This window comes from Pseudomonas baltica (genome assembly GCF_014235765.1).
Lineage (GTDB): Bacteria > Pseudomonadota > Gammaproteobacteria > Pseudomonadales > Pseudomonadaceae > Aquipseudomonas > Aquipseudomonas baltica.
In genome coordinates this window covers 291,335-310,073 of sequence record NZ_JACMYH010000003.1, presented here as the reverse complement: position 1 = coordinate 310,073, position 18,739 = coordinate 291,335, and the positions used below count along the sequence as shown (strand labels likewise).

Here is an 18,739-nt window from a genome sequence, read left to right as displayed (position 1 = left end):
GCAGCGAGCTCCATCAGATAATGGCAGGCGTGCCATGACTCACCCTCGGTATTATTGAAATGGCGGGTTGAAAACGAGCTTAGCCTTGTTCATTTTTTTCCACAACTATCAGGCGGCAAACTTCCGCAGACACTTTTCAGCCAGTTGCAAGGCACCGTAATTGCCAGGCGCATGCGCCCCGATATGCAGCAAAAGAGGCTCAACAGCGCTCTTTCAGGGCAAAACCCGGCTCGCTTGACTTAGTGTTGGCTTTCGGATTGACTGAAACCTGTTCGACCCAATGATTGATATTTTTAACAACAAAGGTGTTGCATCATGTCGGTACCCCCGCGTGCCGTTCAGCTTAACGAAGCGAACGCATTCCTTAAGGAACATCCTGAGGTTCTGTACGTCGACCTTCTGATTGCAGATATGAATGGTGTGGTGCGTGGCAAGCGCATCGAGCGCACCAGCCTCCACAAGGTTTACGAGAAAGGCATCAACCTGCCCGCCTCGCTGTTTGCCCTGGACATCAACGGCTCTACCGTGGAAAGCACCGGTCTTGGCCTGGACATCGGCGATGCCGATCGTATCTGCTACCCCATTCCCGACACCCTGTGCAACGAGCCTTGGCAGAAGCGCCCTACCGCGCAATTGCTGATGACCATGCACGAACTCGAAGGCGAGCCGTTCTTCGCCGACCCGCGTGAAGTGCTGCGCCAGGTCGTCGAGAAGTTCGACGCCATGGGCCTGACCATCTGCGCCGCCTTCGAGCTGGAGTTCTACCTGATCGACCAGGAAAACGTGAACGGTCGACCGCAGCCGCCGCGCTCGCCGATCTCCGGCAAGCGTCCGCATTCGACCCAGGTGTATCTGATCGACGACCTGGACGAGTACGTGGACTGCCTGCAGGACATCCTCGAAGGGGCGAAGGAACAGGGCATCCCGGCCGACGCCATCGTCAAGGAAAGTGCGCCGGCGCAGTTCGAGGTCAATCTGCACCACGTTCCGGATGCCATGAAGGCCTGCGACTATGCAGTGCTGCTCAAGCGCCTGATCAAGAACATCGCCTACGACCACGAGATGGACACCACGTTCATGGCCAAGCCCTATCCGGGCCAGGCGGGCAACGGGCTGCACGTGCACATCTCGATCCTGGACAAGGACGGCAAGAACATCTTCACCAGTGAGGATCCCGAGCAGAACGCCGCATTGCGTCACGCGATCGGCGGTGTGCTCGAGACCCTGCCCGCGTCGATGGCGTTCCTGTGCCCGAACGTCAATTCGTACCGCCGCTTCGGTGCTCAGTTCTATGTGCCCAACTCGCCCTGCTGGGGCCTGGACAACCGTACCGTTGCCTTGCGCGTGCCTACCGGAACCCCGGATGCCGTGCGCCTGGAACACCGCGTTGCCGGCGCCGATGCCAACCCTTACCTGTTGATGGCCGCAGTATTGGCCGGCGTGCACCACGGCCTGACCAATCAGGTCGAGCCCAACGAGCCGGTGACGGGCAACTCCTACGAGCAGAACGAGCAGAGCCTGCCGACCAACCTGCGCGATGCCCTGCGCCTGCTGGACGACAGCGAGGTGTTGGCCAAGTACATCGATCCGAAATACATCGATATCTTCGTGGCCTGCAAGGAAAGCGAGCTGGAAGAGTTCGAACACTCCATCTCGGACCTGGAATACAACTGGTACCTGCACACGGTGTAACGGCCGGGTGCCGCGGTATGCCTGCCATGCCGCGATGTTCACGAACGCATTTGCTGGGCGGCGGTGCAGCAGGTATACCGCGTCGTCCCCGGACGCGGCTCGCGCCGCTGCTACAGGGGTTCCACGTGTCTTCTGGGCTGCGGTGCGGCAGGTGCACCGTATCGCGCCTGGACGCGGCTTGCGCCGCTGCTACGGGGGGATGTGTCGCATCTGGCCTGCGGTGCGAACGACATGGCGCGGCTGGCACAATCCCTGTAGCAGCGGCGCGAGCCGCGTCGGCGGTACGTGCGGATTACCTGACGTACCGCGTCCGGATCAGCGTGCCCAGCGCAACTGGGTCGGCAATGGCGACGGCGGCTCGGGCTCCGGTGGATTGCCCGGCAGCGCCAATACTCGATTGAGCACTTCGCTTTCCAGCGCCGCCAGGCGATGGGAACCGCGAGCGCGCGGACGTGGCAACTCGACGGCCAGGTCCAGACCAATGCGCCCCTCCTCGATCAGAATCACCCGGTCGGCAATCGCCACCGCCTCGGCCACATCGTGGGTTACCAGCAACACGGTAAAACCGTGCTTGCGCCACAGGCTCTCGATCAACTGCTGCATCTCGATGCGCGTGAGCGCATCCAGCGCCCCCAAGGGCTCGTCCAGCAGCAACAGCCGCGGCTTGTGAATCAGGGCCCGCGCCAGCGCCACGCGCTGCTTCTGCCCCCCGGACAACCCCGCCGGCCACTCATCGGCGCGCTCGGCCAGGCCCACCGCTTCGAGCGCCTGCAAGGCCTGCTCGCGCCAATTGCCGGACAGCCCCAGGCCCACGTTGTCGATCACTCGTTTCCATGGCAGCAGACGGGCTTCCTGGAACATCAGCCGGGTGTCGTTGCGCGCATCGCTGAGCGGACCGGAACCTGCCAGCAGTTGTCCGCTGGTGGGTTGGTCGAGTGCTGCCAGCAGCCGCAGCAAGGTGCTCTTGCCGCACCCGCTGCGGCCGACGATGGCCACGAACTGCCCGGCCGGAATGTTCAGGTCGATCTCGCGCAGAACCTCGCGCTCGCCAAAGGTCTTGCGTAGCTGGCGAACCGCCAGTGGAATCCCGCGCCGCAGGTTCTGCGGCTGTTCCTTGAAAACGGTCATGCTGCACCTCCCTTGGTTTGATAGGCCGGATGCCAGCGCAGCCACACTCGCTCCAGCCCACGCGCCGCCAAGTCGGCCAGCTTGCCGAGAATCGCATAGAGCACGATGGCCAGCACCACCACGTCGGTCTGCAGGAATTCGCGCGCGTTCATGGCCAGGTAACCGATGCCGGAGCTGGCGGAAATGGTTTCCGCAACGATCAGCGTCAGCCACATCAGGCCGAGGGCGAAACGTACGCCGACCAGAATGGAAGGCAACGCCCCGGGCAGAATCACCTGCCAGAACAAACGAAATCCGGACAGGCCATAGCTGCGTGCCATTTCCACCAACGCGGGGTCGGCGTTCTTGATGCCGTGGTAGGTGTTCAGGTAGATCGGGAACAATGTGCCCAGCGCGACCAGAAAGATCTTCGCCGACTCATCGATACCGAACCACAGAATCACCAGCGGAATCAGCGCCAGGTGCGGGACGTTGCGGATCATCTGCACCGAGGTGTCGAGCAGGCGCTCGCCCCAGCGCGACAGGCCGCTGATCAGCCCCAGTAGCAGACCGATGCCGCCACCGATGGCGAAGCCGATGCACGCGCGCCAGCCGCTGATGGCCAGGTGCGTCCAGATCTCCCCGGACTTGAACAGCGCGACGCCTGCCGCGAGCACCGCGCTGGGCGCTGGCAGGATCCGCGTCGACAGCCAGCCGACGCTGACCGCCAGCTGCCAGATCAACAGCAGGCCCACCGGCAGCGCCCAGGGCGCCAGCCGGTGGATGATTTTGCTCGTTGTACTCATGGCAGTTTCTCAGCGCTGGGCGGCCTTGGGCAAAATGTCGTTGGCCACCATCTCACCGAACGGGCTGACGTAGTTGGCGCCGGTCGGCGCTTCCGGGCGCTGTACGTCCAGGTGCGGGAACAACAGCTCGGCCACGCGGTACGACTCTTCCAGGTGCGGGTAGCCGGAGAAGATGAACGTGTCGATGCCCAGTGCGGCGTACTCCTTGACTCGCTCGGCCACCGTCGGGCCGTCACCGACCAGCGCGGTTCCGGCGCCGCCGCGGACCAGGCCGACGCCGGCCCACAGGTTGGGGCTCACCTCCAGCTTGTCCTTGCTGCCGCCATGCAATGCGGCCATGCGCTGCTGACCCACCGAATCGAAGCGCGCCAGCGAAGCCTGGGCGCGGGCAATGGTATCGTCGTCGACATGGGCGATCAGCCGCTCGGCGGCCTGCCAGGCTTCTGCATTGGTTTCACGCACGATCACGTGCAGGCGGATTCCGAAGCGTACGGTCCGGCCGAGCTTGGCGGCCTTCTCGCGCACCTGGGCGATCTTCTCGGCCACCGCTGCCGGTGGCTCGCCCCAGGTCAGGTACATCTCCACCTGTTCGGCGGCAAGGTCTTGAGCCGCATCGGAAGACCCGCCGAAGTACAGCGGCGGACGCGGCTGCTGCACCGGCGGATAGAGCAGCTTGGCGCCTTTGACGGTGAGGTGCTTGCCATCGTAGTCGACCGTTTCGCCTTCCAGCACGCGGCGCCAGATACGGGTGAATTCCACCGACGCCTCGTAGCGCTCCTCGTGAGTAAGGAACAGACCGTCGCCCGACAGCTCGTCAGGGTCGCCGCCAGTGACCAGGTTGAACAGCGCGCGGCCGTTGGACAAGCGGTCCAGGGTCGCTGCCTGACGCGCGGCCACGGTGGGCGAGATGATTCCAGGGCGCAGGGCAACCAGGAATTTCAGGCGCTGGGTGACCGGAATCAACGAGGCCGCCACCAGCCAGGAGTCTTCGCAGGAGCGCCCGGTAGGGATCAGTACGCCGCCGTAGCCGAGGCGATCGGCCGCCTGCGCGATCTGTTGCAGGTAACCGTGGTCGACCGCCCGTGCACCTTCGGAGGTGCCCAGGTAATGACCGTCGCCGTGGGTGGGAAGAAACCAGAAAATATTGAGGCTCATGGAGTTGTCTCCTGACGTGGCTCGGAACCGATGCGCGGGCACCGGTGCAGTTGTGCCGGGGCGGGGGCGGGGGCGCAGCGGATCACGGTGCCTTGGCAACGTTGGCTGGCGGTGTCCAGATCACATCCTGAATGCGCAGCGGCTTGGGGATCAGCTTGAGCTGGTGAAAGCTGTCGGCGATCTTCTGCTGCGCGGCGACGGTCTGCGGGTTGAGAAATTGCGCGCCGTAGCCTTGGCGTTTCACCGAGGTCAGGGTGATGTCCGCTGGCAGGCCCAGCAACGGTGCGACCTGGGCGGTCACTTCTTCGGGATGCGCCTTGGACCACTCGCCCACGGCGCGCACCTCCTCGACCAGCGCGGTGATCACCTCGGGGTGCTGCTCGGCATAGGGTTTGGTGGCCAGGTAGAACTGCAGGTTGTCGACGATGCCCTGGCCGTTGCGCAGGGTGCGCGCCTGCAACTGCTGCTCGGCCGCTGCCTGGTAGGGATCCCAGATCACCCACGCATCGACGCTGCCGCGCTCGAACGCCGCGCGGGCATCGGAAGGCGGCAGGTAGACGGTCTGGATGTCGGAGTACTTGAGCCCGGCTTCTTCCAGCGCGCGCACCAGCAGGTAATGCACGTTGGAACCCTTGTTCAGCGCAACCTTCTTGCCCTTGAGTTCAGCGACCGAGCGGATCGTCGAATCCTTGGGTACCAGGATCGCTTCGCTGGTCGGGGCTGGCGGCTCGTAGGCCACATACAGCAGATCGGCCCCGGCGGCCTGGGCGAATACCGGCGGGGTTTCACCGGTCACGCCGAAATCGATCGAACCGACGTTCAGCCCTTCGAGCAACTGCGGGCCGCCGGGAAACTCGGTCCATTTGACGTCGACGCCCTGGGCCGCCAGGCGTTTCTCCAGCGTGCCCTTGGCCTTGAGCAGCACCAGCGTGCCGTATTTCTGGTAACCGATGCGCAGGGTTTCAGCCTGGGCCTGGGTGATGGCGCCGAACGACACAGCCGCAGCAAACAGTGCGACCACGCCACGACGCAAGAACAGGGTGCGCATGGCACTCTCCTTCTGCAGGGGGAATTGGGTTGCACCTGCTTGCCCGTTGGCGGGCCAGTAAGGTGGGTACAGCGAAAAGTGTCGCGGCCGCGAGCGGCGGTTGGAATCAGATGCTCCAGCGGGCACTGCGCAGGCTTTGCATGAGCAAGGCCGGGTCATGGGTCTGTGGTTTGCGCAGCAGGAAGGCATGAAACTCCTGCAGCGCATTTTCCAGGCGCTGCTCGAGCGCCGGCGCCAACTGGGCTGCATGACTGCCTTCGCCATAGGCGATCTGGCTGTCGTCGGCGAAGATGCCCTGGAGCATTTCCTGGGCCTTGAGCGAAGCCAGCACTGGTTTCAGCGCGTAGTCCACCGCCAGCATGTGGGCGATGCTGCCACCGGTGGCAATGGGCAGCACCACCTTGTTGCTAAGGGCACGCTCGGGAAGCAGGTCGAGCAGGGTCTTCAGTGCACCGGAGAACGACGCCTTGTATACCGGCGTGGCAACCACCAGGCCATCGGCCTTGCCGACCAGTTCGTTGAAATGCAGTACGTGCGGGCTGTCGAAGCGGGCATGCAGCAGGTCTTCGGCCGGGAAGTCCCGTACCTGAAACGTCACCACTTCGACGCCTTGTCGTTGCAGCCACTGCTTGCTGCGCTCCAGCAGTACACCAGAGCGCGAGCGCAGGCTGGGGCTGCCGCCCAGGGATACGACCAGCATGGGGTAAATCCTTGAATAGCGAAATCGGAGCGCTTCTGGAGAAGTCGCCGGAATGGAAGGAACAGTAGCAGGCAGGATTTATATCTTTAAATCATATTTATTCATTTGGTTATTCGATAAAAACATATACCTACATTTCCTATCCCTGCTGCGCACACCGCATGGATATCACCGCGATACCTGTAGCAGCGGCGCAAGCCGCGTCAGCGGGCCATGCGGTGCATTCGATACACCGCGACGTCCCGGACGCGGCTTGCGCCGCTGCTACAGAGGGCAAGTTGTATCAGGTTCAGATCAGCGGTTGGGCTGGGGGGTCAGGCGCAGGTAGGGTTTCACTGCCGTGTAGCCCTTGGGGAAGCGCTGCCTGATTTCCTCTTCGTCCTTGAGCGAAGGCACGATCACCACGTCATCGCCATCCTGCCAGTTGGCCGGGGTGGCGACCTTGTGGCTGTCGGTCAATTGCAGCGAATCGATCACCCGCAGGATCTCGTGGAAATTGCGCCCGGTACTGGCCGGGTACGTGATGGTCAGCCGCACCTTCTTGTTGGGGTCGATGACGAACAGCGAACGCACCGTAAGGGTGTCACTGGCGTTCGGGTGAATCAGATCGTAGAGCTGGGACACCTTGCGGTCGGCATCGGCCAGGATCGGAAAATTCACTGTGGTGCCCTGGGTCTCGTCGATGTCACCGATCCAGCGGTGATGGGATTCGACCGGATCCACCGACAGCGCGATGGCCTTGACGTTGCGCCCGGCGAACTCGTCGGCGAGCTTGGCGGTAAAACCCAGTTCGGTGGTGCACACCGGCGTGAAGTCGGCCGGGTGCGAGAACAGCACCCCCCATTGGTCGCCCAGCCACTGATGGAAGCTGATGGTGCCCTGGCTCGAGTCCTGCTGGAAATCGGGGGCGATGTCGCCGAGTCGAATGGTCATGGTGATGCTCCTGGGCTGTTGTGCGCATGACTGTGCACTGAGCGGCCAGGAAATAAAAAGAATGGATCGTGCTGGGGCTAGGCGAAACGGGAATAACGCCAGGGCAGAAAACAAAAAGCCCGCACAAGGCGGGCTTTTTCCAACGGCACGTATTACTTGAAAGCGTACGTGTAGTTGAAGATCAGACGGGTCTGATCGGTGTTGGTGCCGACGTCGCTGCGGTAGGTACCGTTACGCAGGGTGGCGCCGAAGTTCTTCAGCAGACCGCTCTGGATCACGTAGTCGACGCGCATGTCGCGTTCCCACTCGGAGTTGTTCGAGTCACCGGTACCGGCCGCGCGAATGTCGTCGCCATGCAGGTAGGCAACCGAGGCTTTCAGGCCAGGGACGCCGATGCGGCTGAAGTCATAGGAGTACTGGGCGAATGTGGTGTTTTCGCCAGCGCGGGTGAACGAGTTGACCATGCTGTCGGTGAACAGATAGACGCTGGAACCGCCGTTGCCTTCGTTGCGGTTGTTGCCATCGACAACGCTGCCGTTGTTGATGAACGGCATGCCGCCGTCGTCGCCCACTTGCTGGTAACCGGCCAGGAATGCGTGGCCAGCGATGCTGTAGGTGAAGATGGCACTCCAGGTCTTGTTGTCGACTTCGCCAGGGTTCTTGGCGTAGCCGCTGTTGTTGTTGAAGCGGTAGCCAGCATCACCGTTCTTGCCGTCGGAGCTGCTGTCGAAGTAGCGCAGGTCGGTCTTGAACGACTGGTCTTCACCCAATGGCAGTACGTGCACGGCGCCGAGGAAAGTCTGCTTGTAATAGTCTTCCAGCTGCGCGTGGTAGACCTGCAGGGTCAGGTCCTTGGTGGCCTTCCAGTCGACACCGGCGAACTGGAAGTTGTTCGAGTCCTGAGTACCGCCGTTCAGGCCCAGGCCCGAGTAGTTGCTGGTCGCACGGCCCGCAGACTTGTTCAGGCGGCCGGCGGTGAAGGTGAAGTTGTCCAGGTCCTTGGAGGTCAGGATACCGCCCTGGTAAACCGCAGGCAGCAAGCGACCATCGTTGGATACCAGGATCGGCAGGTTGGGCTGCAGTGCGCTACCCACCTTGAGTTCGGTCTTGGCGAACTTGACCTTGCCGTTGGCGCCTACACGCGACCACGACTTCTCGGCCGAACCGTCGGTGTCGCTGGGGAAGAAGCTGTTGTTGTTCGGGTGGTGACCGCGGCCGCCGTCCAGGTGGATGCCGGTCATGCCCTGCACGTCCAGACCGAAGCCGACGGTGCCGGGGGTGTAGCCAGAAATGAAGTTGAAGAGGAAGCCTTGAGCCGATTCTTCCTGGTCGTTCGCCGTGCCTTCACGGGTATCGTTGCGGAAATACATGGTCCGCGAGCTCAGCGTTGCTTTGCTGGCTTCGAGGAAACCCGAGGGTGCCGGATCGGCGGCGTAGACACTGGTGGAGATGCTGGCGAGCGCGATGGCTGCGGCGAGCGACTGCTTGTACATGTGATGCTCCTCTGGTTTCTAATTTTTGTGGTGTCTTTGGTCGGGGGTCTGGCGCCCCTTGTCCGCAGATGCGCGATTAGCGCCAAAGCGTGACCGGTTAGTCAATGTTTACAAGCCGATTCGAGACCTTGGTCTAAGCCAAACTCTGGTTGCCGAGGTTAACGAAATTTTCACAAAACCAAAAAGAATTGTTTCAAGTTTTTTTAGAATTTAAATGCATAACAACCTTGAGCGTCCAAACAAAAAAGTTCAATCCAGTTGCAAAACATAAGCTAATTCCCAAACGGTATTTCAAAGCCGTTTCTTATATCGTTTAGATTCGCCCTCATTCGCCCTTCCGACACTTGCCGTTTCGCGCTTTGGCAGCGCGGGTTCGAAGGTCCTCAGCCACCCGACTCTCGCAAAAGGCAGCCACCATGGCCAAACAGCATTTCGCACGAAAACTGGTCAGCACCCTGGCCCTGGCCAGCCTGGCCATGGGCATCCAGGCCGCCACGTTGACCGTCGGCTACCAGACCGGCATCGACCCCAGCAAGGTCGCCCAGGCCGATGGCACCTATGAAAAGGCCATTGGCGAGAAGATCGACTGGCGTCGCTTCAACAGTGGCCCGGAAGTGGTCACGGCGATTGCCTCGGGCGATGTACAGATCGGCAACCTGGGATCGAGTCCGCTGGCAGCCGCCACCTCACGCAAGCTGCCCATCGTCGCCTTCATCGTTTCGGCGCAGATCAATTCCGCCGAAGCCCTGGTGGTGCGCAACGGCAGCGGTATCGACAATCCGCAGCAGTTGGTCGGCAAGACCATTGCAACGCCTTTCGTGTCCACTTCCCACTACAGCCTGCTCGGCGCGTTGAAGCATTGGGGTCTGGAAGGCAAGGTCAAGGTGGTCAACCTGCAGCCGGCCGAAATTGCCGCTGCGTGGAAACGTGGCGACATCGACGGCGCCTTCGTCTGGTCGCCGGCGCTGGGCGAGATCCGCAAGAGCGGCAAGACCCTCACCGATGCCGCACAGGTCGGCCAGTGGGGCGCACCGACTTTCGAGGTCTGGGTGGCGCGCAAGGATTACGCCGAGAAGCACCCCGAGGTGATCGCCCGGTTCGCCAAGGTCACGCTGGATTCGTTCGCCGACTATGCGAAGAACCAGGCGCAGTGGACCGCCGATTCCGAGCCGGTACGCAAGATCGCCAAATTGACGGGAGCCAACGCCGCAGACGTCCCCGACCTGCTCGCCGGCTCCACCTACCCCGATGCCCAGGCCCAGGCCTCCGCCGCGCTGCTGGGTGGCGGCACCGCGCAGGCGGTGGCCAAGACGGCCGAGTTCCTCAAGGAGCAGGGCAAGCTGGAAGCGCTCCTGCCTGACTACACGCCGTACGTCAGCGCCCAGTTCGTTCAGTGATCGCGCGCACGCCAACCGGAGTTCGACCGTGGCCCAATTGATTCTCGACCGTATCGGCGCCCACTACCCGGGCGCCGCGCAGCCGGTGCTGCAAGACATCTCGCTGAGCCTGGGGCCACAGCAGCTGTGCGTCGCACTGGGCCCGTCGGGCAGCGGCAAGACTTCGCTGCTCAACCTGATCGCCGGTTTCGTGGCTCCCAGCAGTGGCCGCATCACGCTGGACGGCGTTGCGGTGAAGGGGCCGGGGGCCGACCGTGGCGTGGTCTTTCAGGATGACGCCTTGTTGCCCTGGCAGGACGTCCTGACCAATGTCGCCTTCGGTTTGCAACTGGCAGGCACCGGCCGGGCGCAGCGTGAGGCGCGGGCGCGGGACATGCTTGCGCTGGTCGACCTGGCAGGTTTCGGCGAGCGACAGATATGGCAACTCTCCGGTGGCCAGCGTCAACGCGTGGGCCTGGCTCGAGCACTGGCGGCCGACCCGCAGGTGCTGTTGATGGACGAGCCGTTCGGCGCACTGGATGCGTTCACCCGGGAGCAGATGCAGGAGTTGCTGCTGCAGGTCTGGCAACGTACCGCCAAGCCGGTGTTCCTGATTACCCACGACATCGAAGAAGCGGTATTCCTGGCCACCGACCTGATTCTGCTGGCGCCCAACCCCGGCCATGTCGAGGAGCGCCTGAGCCTGGACTTCGGCCAGCGCTATGCCGCTGGCGAGAGCGCCCGGGCGATCAAGTCCGACCGCCGATTCATCGAGACCCGCGAGCACGTCCTTGCCCAGGTTTTCGCCCAGCGCGTTGTCACCCAAGGCGCCACTGCGCGCAAGGAGCCGGCATGAGCCTCTACCCGACGCACGCTCTCGACAGCGCCCGCGCACCTACCGCGCGCCGGCCCTGGCGCTTGAGTACGCGCGCCATCAGCACGCTGACCCTGGCAGGCGTGCTGGCACTGTGGTGGGCGGTGACCGCCTCCGAGCTGATAGAGCCCCTGTTCCTGCCCTCGCCCGGCGCGGTGCTGGACAAAGCCTGGCTGCTGGCAACCCAGGGCTATATGGACGCCACGTTGTGGCAACATTTGGGTGCCAGCCTGGGGCGCATCGGCCTGGCCTTGGCATTCGCCGTGCTGTTCGCCATTCCGGTGGGCATCGCCATCGGCCACAACCGCATAGCGCAAGGCATTCTCGACCCGCTGATCGAATTCTACCGGCCCATCCCGCCGCTGGCCTACCTGCCGCTCATCGTGATCTGGTGCGGCATCGGTGAAACCTCCAAGGTGTTGCTGATCTACCTGGCCATCTTCGCGCCGATTGCCATCGCCACGGCCACCGGCGTGCGCAATGTCGATCCCGCCCGTTTGCGCGCCGCGCAATCGCTGGGCGCCACCCGGGCGCAACTGATCCGCCACGTGATCATACCCAGTGCGCTGCCGGACATCCTCACCGGTATCCGCATCGGCCTGGGCGTCGGCTGGTCGACCCTGGTCGCCGCTGAGTTGATCGCAGCCACCAGCGGCCTGGGCTTCATGGTGCAGTCGGCCGCGCAATTTCTGGTCACCGATGTGGTGGTGCTGGGCATCCTGGTCATCGCGCTGATCGCCTTCGCTCTGGAAATGGGCCTGCGCGCCCTGCAGCGGCGCCTGGTGCCCTGGCACGGCCAGAGCCACTGAACCAGCCACTTTGCCAACAGAGCTGACCAACATGACTCTGCACATCACACCCTTGAACCCGACCATCGGCGCGGTCATCGAAGGCGTCGACCCCAGTCGGGAACTGACCCCGGCCCAGCAGCGCGAGATCGACGCCGCGCTGCTCGCCCATCAGGTGCTGTTCTGGCGCGACCAGCAGCTGACGCCTTTTCAGCAGGCACGGCTGGCGCAGCAGTTCGGTGACCTGCACGTTCATCCGATCTATCCCAGTGTGCCGGGGCAACCCGACGTGCTGGTGCTCGACACCGCCGTGACCGACGTACGCGACAACGCCATCTGGCACACCGACGTGACCTTTCTGGCGGAACCGGCGATGGGCGCCATACTGACCGCCCAGCAGGTACCGCCCTTTGGCGGGGACACTTGCTGGGCCAGCGGAATCGCGGCGTTCGAGGTGTTGTCCAGGCCGTTGCAGACCCTGCTCGACGGTTTGACCGCCACCCACGATTTTGCCAAGTCTTTTCCGCTGGAGCGCTTTGGCAGCGATGCCCAGGCACTGGCGCGCTGGGAGCAGACCCGCCGGCAACATCCCCCGCTGTCACACCCGGTGGTACGGACCCATCCGGTCAGCGGGCGCAAGGCATTGTTCGTCAACGATGGTTTCACCACCCACATCAACGAACTCTCGACAGCTGAAAGTCGGGCGCTGCTCGACCTGCTGTTCGCCCACAGCACGCGTCCGGAGTTCTGCGTACGCTGGCAATGGCGCCAAGGGGACGTGGCCTTCTGGGACAACCGCGTGACCCAGCATTACGCGATAGACGACTACCGCCCGCAGCGACGCGTGATGCATCGAGCGACGATAATGGGGGATCGACCGTATTGAACGCACGGGGGGCGGCGATGGCCGCCCCCGCTGGCCGTCATTCGCCGATGGCGGCCTTGTAGCCGGCAGCGTCGAGCAGCGTGTCCAGCTCACTGGCAGCGCTTGGCTTGAGCTTGAAGAACCAGGCGCCATAGGGTTCGCCGTTGACGCTTTCCGGGCCATCGGCCAACGCTTCGTTGATCGCGACCACCTCGCCCCCCACTGGGGAGTAGATGTCCGAAGCGGCCTTGACCGACTCGACCACGCCCGCCTGATCACCGGCGGCGAAGACCTTGCCGACTTCCGGCAGCTCGATGAACACCACGTCACCCAAGGCTTCCTGGGCGTGATCGCTGATGCCCACGGTCACCGTGCCATCTGCTTCCAGGCGTGCCCATTCGTGGCTTTCGGCAAAACGGAGTTCAGCAGGGATATCGCTCATAACATTGTCCTCAACAAGGGTCAGCGGCCAGCCCGCCATACGATTCAGATCAGGGTTCTACCATGCCGGACGAAGGTCGGCTTGACCACCCGTACCGGGTACCATTTGCCACGTATCTCGACTTCCGCACGGTCCGCGGTCGCCATCGGTACACGCGCCAATGCAATCGACTTGCTCAGCGTAGGGGAGAAACTACCACTGGTGATCTCTCCTTCGCCAACTCCGGCGATGCGGACCACCTGATGCGCGCGCAGCACCCCGCGTTCTTCGAGCACCAGGCCGACCAGTTTCATCGCCGGCCCGGCGGCCCGTTCACGCTCCAGCGCCTCGCGCCCGATGAAGGCGCGCGCGCTCGGTTGCCACGCCACACTGCCGGCCATGTTGGACGCCAGCGGCGAATGCGCCTCGTCCATGTCCTGGCCATACAAGTTCATCCCGGCTTCCAGACGCAGCGTATCGCGCGCGCCCAGGCCGATGGGCGAAATGCCCGCACCGATCAATTCGTTGAAGAAATCGACCGCCTGCGCGGCGGGCAAGACGATCTCGATACCGTCCTCGCCGGTATAGCCGGTGCGGGCAATGAACCAGTCGCGATGGTGACGGCCTTCGAAAGGGTTCAGTTGCAAAAGCAGCTCGCGGCGTTGGCTGCCCAGCAGGTCGGCGACCTTGCGCCGTGCCTGCGGCCCTTGCACGGCCAGCAACGCCAGCTCGGGGCGCTCGCGCCATTGCACATCGAACGTGCCTGCCTGGGCGCTGAGCCAGGCCAGGTCCTTGTCACGGGTGGCGGCATTGACCACCAGGCGATAGCCTTCCTCGGTGCAGTAGGCGATCAGATCGTCCACGATCCCGCCCTCGGCGTTGAGCATGGCGCTGTACAAGGCCTGGCCAGGGCCGGTCAGGGTGGCGACATCGTTGGCCAACAGGTATTGCAGGAACGCCCGGGCGTCCGGCCCTTGGACATCGATCACGGTCACATGCGACACGTCGAAGACGCCGCAATCGCGACGTACCTGATGATGCTCTTCGACTTGCGAGCCGTAATGCAGGGGCATGTCCCAACCGCCAAAATCGACCAGCTTTGCGCCGAGGGCAAGATGCAGGTCATACAGAGGCGTGCGCTGTCCCATGGGTTTCTCCTTCCGGGCGTGGCGAAAGCGCAGGCGAATTGTCCTTGGTGCCTGCGCCGGATGCGGCGCATTGTAGCGACAAGGTCGCGGGCGTGATATCTGTAGCGACAAGGTCGCGGTGGTGATATCTGCAGCGACAAGGTCGCGTAGCCGGTCAGTGGTTTCGACCGACCTGGCGCGCCGAACGTCGAATCAACCCGATGACCGGCAGCAGGCCGACCAGCACCAGGGTCAGGGCCGGCAGCGACGCCCGCGCCCATTCGCCTTCACTGGTCATTTCGAATACCCGCACCGCCAGCGTGTCCCAGCCGAACGGGCGCATCAGCAAGGTCGCCGGCATCTCCTTGAGCGTGTCGACGAACACCAGCAGCGCGGCGCTGAGCGTGCCGGGCAGCAACAGGGGCAGATATACCTTGAAGAACAGCCGCGGACCACCCACGCCCAGGCTTCGTGACGCCTCGGGCAGCGAGGGGCGAATCCGCGCCAGGCTGCTTTCCAGCGGCCCATAGGCCACTGCGATGAACCGTACCAGATAGGCCACCAGCAGCGCCGCCACGCTGCCCAGCAGCAATGGCCGCCCGGCCCCGCCCAGCCAGCCGGACAACGGCACGACCAGCTCGCGGTCGAGAAAACTGAAAGCCAGCATCAGCGACACCGCCAGCACCGACCCCGGCAAGGCATAGCCCAGGTTCGCCACCGCCACACCGGCGCGAATGCCTCGCGTGGGCGCCTGCCGCCGCGCAAACGCCAGCAGCAGCGCTACCGTGACCGTGATCAGCGCGGCCATGGCGCCCAGGTACAGGGTATGCACGATCAGCTCACGGTAACGTTCGTCGAGGTCGAAGCGCCCGCGCTGCCAGCACCACACGACCAACTGCAGCATGGGCACGACGAAGGCGCAGGCGAACACCAGCGCACACCAGCCGCTGGCCACCCATGCCTTGAGCCCGCGCAGCCGATACAGCGCCTGCCCACGCGGGCGTTCGTTGGCCGCATGATCCTGACCGCGCGCACGCCGCTCGCCGTAAAGCACCAGCATCACGGCCAGCAACAGCAGGCTGGCCAGCTGCGCCGCGCTGGAGAGGCTGAAGAAGCCGTACCAGGTCTTGTAGATGGCCGTGGTGAAGGTGTCGAAATTGAACACCGCCACAGCGCCGAAATCCGCCAGGGTTTCCATCAATGCCAGTGCCACGCCCGCACCGATGGCCGGCCGGGCTACCGGCAAGGCCACTCGCCAGAAGGCTTGCCAGGGGGATTGGCCGAGCATGCGCGCCGCCTCCATCAAGCCCTTGCCCTGGGCCAGGAACGCGGTCCGCGCCAGCAGGTAGACGTACGGGTAGAACACCAGCACCAGAACGATGATGACCCCTCCCGTGGAGCGCACCCGCGGCAGGCGCAGGCCGCTGCCGAACCACTCGCGCAGCAGGCTCTGCACCGGCCCGGCAAAATCCAGCAGGCCGACGAAGACGAACGCCAGTACGTAGGCCGGAATGGCAAACGGCAGCATCAGGGCCCAGTCGAGCCAGCGCCGGCCGGGGAATTCACACAGGCTGGTAAGCCAGGCGAGGCTGACGCCAAGCACCGTCACGCCCGTACCTACGCCCAGCACCAGGGTAAGCGTATTGCCCAGCAGGCGCGGCATCTGCGTATCCCACAGGTGGGACCATATCTGCATGTCGATGCTTTGCCAGGAAAGCACAAGCACGCTCAACGGCAGCAGCACCAGCCCGACCACGGCCAGGACCAGCGGGTACCAACGGCGTTGGGCGGAAGAAGACAATGGATTCACTCGTGGTTTTCAGGTTGCAGGCTTCTCGACGCCGTCCACTGCCGTGTGGAGCTTACTGCGCAGTGTCAGCATCTACGGTGGCGCGCCGTTCGCGGGCAGAGACCCGCTCCCACAGCGGAAGCAAAAAGGCACCAATAGCACCTGTTCTTCTGTGGGAGCGGGTCTCTGCCCGAAGGCCGCACCACCGATATCAGCTCAGTTCCAGCCGGCACGGTCCATCAACCGGATCGCCTCGGCCTGACGCTTGCCGGCCACTTCCACGGGCAAGGTGTCGGCCTTGAACTCACCCCAACTGGCGACTTCGGCAGATGGAGCCACCGTCGGGTTGGCCGGAAACTCCTGGTTCACCCCGGCAAAGATCGCCTGCGCCTGCGGCCCGGTCATCCACTCGACCAGCGCAATGGCCGCCTGCGGATGCGGTGCATACTTGTTCAGGCCAATGCCCGACAGGTTCACATGAACGCCGCGATCGCCCTGGTTCGGCCAGAACAGCTTCACGCCCAGATTCGGCTGCTGCTTGTGCAGGCGCCCATAGTAGTAGCTGTTGACGATACCCACGTCGCACTGCCCGGCGTCGATGGCCTGCAGCACCGCAATGTCATCGGAGAACACGTCGGTGGACAGGTTGTTCACCCAGCCCTTGAGAATCTGCTCGGTCTTCTCTGCGCCATGGGTCTCGATCAACGTGGCGGTCAGCGACTGGTTGTAGACCTTCTTCGCCGTACGCAGGCACAACCGCCCTTCCCACTGCTTGTCGGCCAAGGCCTCGTAGGTGCTCAGCTCCTGCGGCTTGACCCGTTCGCTGGCGTAGGCGATGGTCCGCGCGCGCAGGCTCAGGCCGGTCCATTGATGGGACGCGGCACGGTATTGCGCGGGAATGTTGCCGTCAATGACGGCTGACGTGATGGGTTGCAGGATACCCATCTGCTCGGCCTGCCACAGGTTGCCGGCGTCGACGGTGAGCAGCAGGTCGGCCGTGGCGTTCTGCCCTTCGGCCTTGATGCGCTGCATCAACGGCGCTTCCTTGTCGGTGATGAACTTGACCTTGACCCCGGTTTTCGCGGTGTAGGCGTCGAACACCGGCTTGATCAGCTCGTCGATGCGCGAAGAATAGACGACCACTTCATCGGCAGCGTGGGCGTTGCCACCCAACAGACAGAGCGCCAGTGCAGCGAGAAGACGTTTGCGCGCCATCATGAGGGAACCCTTGCCATTCGAGTGAGGGCGAAATGGTAGTGAATCACATTTAGCTTCTCAACCGAACTTGGGGTCCAGCCGTTACCAAATGTTACCGGCCATCGATCACACCTCATGCCTACAGGCGTGCCAGCGCAGGCAGATCCCCCGTGAGGCCAAGCGCCTGGCGGACGAACAGCGCCTTGGCTTCAGGTAGTCGTTCCACCCATTTCAAGCCCGTGTTGCGCAGCCAGCGCAACGGCAGCTGATCGGCCTGGAACAGGCGCTCGAAGCCTTCCATGGCCCCCATCAAGGCCAGGTTGTGCGGCATACGCCGACGCTCATAGCGGCTCAGCACGGGCAGGCCGGCGAGCCGTTCGCCTCGCTGTCGGGCATGTATCAGCTCTTCGGCCAGCACGGCGGCGTCGAGCAAACCCAGGTTGACCCCCTGCCCGGCCAACGGATGGATGGTGTGCGCGGCATCGCCGATCAGCGCCAGGCCGGTCTCCACGTAGCGCTTGGCATGCCGCTGGCGCAATGGTACGCACAGGCGGGCATCGGCAGCGACCACCTCGCCCAGACGGCCCTCGAAGGCCTGCCCCAGGGCTTTGCAGAACGCGGCGTCATCCAGCGCCATCAAGCGCTCGGCCTGCTCCGGCGTGGCCGACCAGACGATCGAGCACCAATGCTTGCCATCTCCGCGCTGCAGAGGCAGAAACGCCAGCGGGCCGTCATCGGTAAAACGTTGCCAGGCCGTATCGCGATGCCCCTCGCTGCACTGCACGCTGGTCACGATGGCGTGGTGCAGGTAATCCCACTCGCGCGTCTCGCAACCCGCCAGACCACGGACCGCCGAATGCGCGCCGTCGGCGGCGATCACCAGCGGGGTACGCACGGTCTGGCCACCGGCCAGGGTCAACAGTCGGTCATCGCCCGAATAGCGCAGCTGCTCCAGCCGGGCATTGGCCAGCAGACGGATTCCGCTGTCCTGCAACTGCTCGAGCAGCGCGTCCTGAACCACGCGATTCTCGACGATGTGCCCCAGGGTGTCGGCATGCACGCTGGCCGCGGAAAAATTGATCTGCCCGATACCGCTGCCGTCCCATACGCACATGTGGCCGTAGGGGTTGGCACGCCGCGCCTGGATACCGTCCCAGGCGCCCAGGCGCTGAAGAATGCGCTGGCTGGCCACGGACAGCGCACTGACCCTAGCCTCGAACGGCGCCAGTGCGTCGAACGGCTTGCCGGTCAACGGCCCGCCGTCGATCAGCAGGATGTCCAGGCCGCTGTCACGCAGGGCAAGTGCCAGCGCGCTGCCGACCATGCCCGCGCCGACGATGACCAGGTCGGCGCGCAGTTCATTCGTAT

Annotated in this window: 16 protein-coding genes and 1 pseudogene; 5 read left to right on the top strand and 12 right to left on the bottom strand. The window is 63.7% G+C overall.

Annotation, left to right across the window (positions count from 1 at the left end):
- Nucleotides 1–315: 315 nt before the first annotated feature.
- Nucleotides 316–1,692 carry a glutamine synthetase family protein gene (locus H7993_RS13845; protein ID WP_122479874.1) on the top strand — a complete coding sequence of 459 codons (1,377 nt, stop codon included), beginning with the start codon at nucleotides 316–318 and terminating at the stop codon, nucleotides 1,690–1,692.
- 315 nt (nucleotides 1,693–2,007) lie between these two features.
- Here the strand turns inward: H7993_RS13845 and ssuB are convergent, their stop codons facing one another.
- From ssuB to H7993_RS13810, 7 genes are all read right to left on the bottom strand, one after another.
- A complete protein-coding gene (ssuB, locus tag H7993_RS13840) occupies nucleotides 2,008–2,820 on the bottom strand; it encodes an aliphatic sulfonates ABC transporter ATP-binding protein (RefSeq protein WP_122479875.1) in 813 nt (270 codons plus the stop codon).
- Nucleotides 2,817–3,605: an aliphatic sulfonate ABC transporter permease SsuC gene (gene ssuC, locus H7993_RS13835; protein ID WP_185794714.1), complete on the bottom strand. Its 789-nt coding sequence runs from the start codon at nucleotides 3,603–3,605 to the stop codon at nucleotides 2,817–2,819. Before ssuC ends, ssuB begins: the two co-directional genes overlap by 4 nt.
- 9 nt (nucleotides 3,606–3,614) lie before the next feature.
- A complete protein-coding gene (gene ssuD, locus H7993_RS13830; RefSeq protein ID WP_185794713.1) occupies nucleotides 3,615–4,760 on the bottom strand; it encodes an FMNH2-dependent alkanesulfonate monooxygenase in 1,146 nt (381 codons plus the stop codon).
- Nucleotides 4,761–4,842: 82 nt separating this feature from the next.
- A complete protein-coding gene (locus tag H7993_RS13825; RefSeq protein ID WP_185794712.1) occupies nucleotides 4,843–5,808 on the bottom strand; it encodes a sulfonate ABC transporter substrate-binding protein in 966 nt (321 codons plus the stop codon).
- A 106-nt stretch (nucleotides 5,809–5,914) separates the two neighbouring features.
- Entirely contained in the window at nucleotides 5,915–6,508 is a 594-nt protein-coding gene (gene ssuE, locus H7993_RS13820) for an NADPH-dependent FMN reductase (protein ID WP_122479879.1), read from the bottom strand.
- 294 nt (nucleotides 6,509–6,802) lie between these two features.
- The gene (locus tag H7993_RS13815) at nucleotides 6,803–7,441 is read right to left on the bottom strand and encodes a peroxiredoxin (protein ID WP_185794711.1); all 639 of its coding nucleotides are present in this window, start codon (nucleotides 7,439–7,441) and stop codon (nucleotides 6,803–6,805) included.
- Nucleotides 7,442–7,593: 152 nt separating this feature from the next.
- Nucleotides 7,594–8,934, bottom strand: coding sequence for an OprD family porin (locus H7993_RS13810; RefSeq protein WP_122479881.1), 1,341 nt, complete (start codon nucleotides 8,932–8,934; stop codon nucleotides 7,594–7,596).
- Nucleotides 8,935–9,350: 416 nt separating this feature from the next.
- Between H7993_RS13810 and tauA the strand changes: the two genes are divergently transcribed.
- The 4 genes and pseudogenes from tauA (at nucleotide 9,351) to tauD (ending at nucleotide 12,858) form a co-directional block, all read left to right on the top strand.
- Nucleotides 9,351–10,331: a taurine ABC transporter substrate-binding protein gene (tauA, locus tag H7993_RS13805; RefSeq protein WP_122796192.1), complete on the top strand. Its 981-nt coding sequence runs from the start codon at nucleotides 9,351–9,353 to the stop codon at nucleotides 10,329–10,331.
- Between the two features lie 28 nt (nucleotides 10,332–10,359).
- Nucleotides 10,360–11,166 carry a taurine ABC transporter ATP-binding subunit gene (gene tauB / locus H7993_RS13800; protein WP_185794710.1) on the top strand — a complete coding sequence of 269 codons (807 nt, stop codon included), beginning with the start codon at nucleotides 10,360–10,362 and terminating at the stop codon, nucleotides 11,164–11,166.
- A 59-nt stretch (nucleotides 11,167–11,225) separates the two neighbouring features.
- A pseudogene (gene tauC, locus H7993_RS13795) lies at nucleotides 11,226–11,993 on the top strand (taurine ABC transporter permease TauC); the annotation flags it as partial.
- 31 nt (nucleotides 11,994–12,024) lie between these two features.
- Nucleotides 12,025–12,858, top strand: coding sequence for a taurine dioxygenase (gene tauD / locus H7993_RS13790; RefSeq protein WP_185794708.1), 834 nt, complete (start codon nucleotides 12,025–12,027; stop codon nucleotides 12,856–12,858).
- Between the two features lie 37 nt (nucleotides 12,859–12,895).
- Here tauD and gcvH read toward each other — a convergent pair whose 3' ends face one another.
- The 5 genes from gcvH to H7993_RS13765 form a co-directional block, all read right to left on the bottom strand.
- Entirely contained in the window at nucleotides 12,896–13,279 is a 384-nt protein-coding gene (gene gcvH, locus H7993_RS13785; RefSeq protein ID WP_185794707.1) for a glycine cleavage system protein GcvH, read from the bottom strand.
- Between the two features lie 44 nt (nucleotides 13,280–13,323).
- Entirely contained in the window at nucleotides 13,324–14,406 is a 1,083-nt protein-coding gene (gcvT, locus tag H7993_RS13780) for a glycine cleavage system aminomethyltransferase GcvT (RefSeq protein WP_185794706.1), read from the bottom strand.
- Between the two features lie 154 nt (nucleotides 14,407–14,560).
- On the bottom strand, nucleotides 14,561–16,186 hold the full coding sequence (locus tag H7993_RS13775) for an ABC transporter permease (protein WP_185794705.1): 1,626 nt from the start codon (nucleotides 16,184–16,186) through the stop codon (nucleotides 14,561–14,563).
- A gap of 204 nt (nucleotides 16,187–16,390) precedes the next feature.
- Entirely contained in the window at nucleotides 16,391–17,392 is a 1,002-nt protein-coding gene (locus H7993_RS13770) for an extracellular solute-binding protein (protein ID WP_185794704.1), read from the bottom strand.
- A 118-nt stretch (nucleotides 17,393–17,510) separates the two neighbouring features.
- On the bottom strand, nucleotides 17,511–18,728 hold the full coding sequence (locus H7993_RS13765; RefSeq protein ID WP_185794801.1) for a 2-octaprenyl-3-methyl-6-methoxy-1,4-benzoquinol hydroxylase: 1,218 nt from the start codon (nucleotides 18,726–18,728) through the stop codon (nucleotides 17,511–17,513).
- Between the last annotated feature and the right edge of the window lie 11 nt (nucleotides 18,729–18,739).

Excerpts from the sequence above, each read along its gene's own strand:
- H7993_RS13845 (WP_122479874.1), top strand. The coding sequence starts at position 316 with ATGTCGGTACCCCCGCGTGCCGTTCAGCTTAACGAAGCGAACGCATTC.
- ssuB (WP_122479875.1), bottom strand. The coding sequence starts at position 2,820 with ATGACCGTTTTCAAGGAACAGCCGCAGAACCTGCGGCGCGGGATTCCA.
- ssuC (WP_185794714.1), bottom strand. The coding sequence starts at position 3,605 with ATGAGTACAACGAGCAAAATCATCCACCGGCTGGCGCCCTGGGCGCTG.
- ssuD (WP_185794713.1), bottom strand. The coding sequence starts at position 4,760 with ATGAGCCTCAATATTTTCTGGTTTCTTCCCACCCACGGCGACGGTCAT.
- H7993_RS13825 (WP_185794712.1), bottom strand. The coding sequence starts at position 5,808 with ATGCGCACCCTGTTCTTGCGTCGTGGCGTGGTCGCACTGTTTGCTGCG.
- ssuE (WP_122479879.1), bottom strand. The coding sequence starts at position 6,508 with ATGCTGGTCGTATCCCTGGGCGGCAGCCCCAGCCTGCGCTCGCGCTCT.
- H7993_RS13815 (WP_185794711.1), bottom strand. The coding sequence starts at position 7,441 with ATGACCATTCGACTCGGCGACATCGCCCCCGATTTCCAGCAGGACTCG.
- H7993_RS13810 (WP_122479881.1), bottom strand. The coding sequence starts at position 8,934 with ATGTACAAGCAGTCGCTCGCCGCAGCCATCGCGCTCGCCAGCATCTCC.
- tauA (WP_122796192.1), top strand. The coding sequence starts at position 9,351 with ATGGCCAAACAGCATTTCGCACGAAAACTGGTCAGCACCCTGGCCCTG.
- tauD (WP_185794708.1), top strand. The coding sequence starts at position 12,025 with ATGACTCTGCACATCACACCCTTGAACCCGACCATCGGCGCGGTCATC.
- gcvH (WP_185794707.1), bottom strand. The coding sequence starts at position 13,279 with ATGAGCGATATCCCTGCTGAACTCCGTTTTGCCGAAAGCCACGAATGG.
- gcvT (WP_185794706.1), bottom strand. The coding sequence starts at position 14,406 with ATGGGACAGCGCACGCCTCTGTATGACCTGCATCTTGCCCTCGGCGCA.
- H7993_RS13770 (WP_185794704.1), bottom strand. The coding sequence starts at position 17,392 with ATGATGGCGCGCAAACGTCTTCTCGCTGCACTGGCGCTCTGTCTGTTG.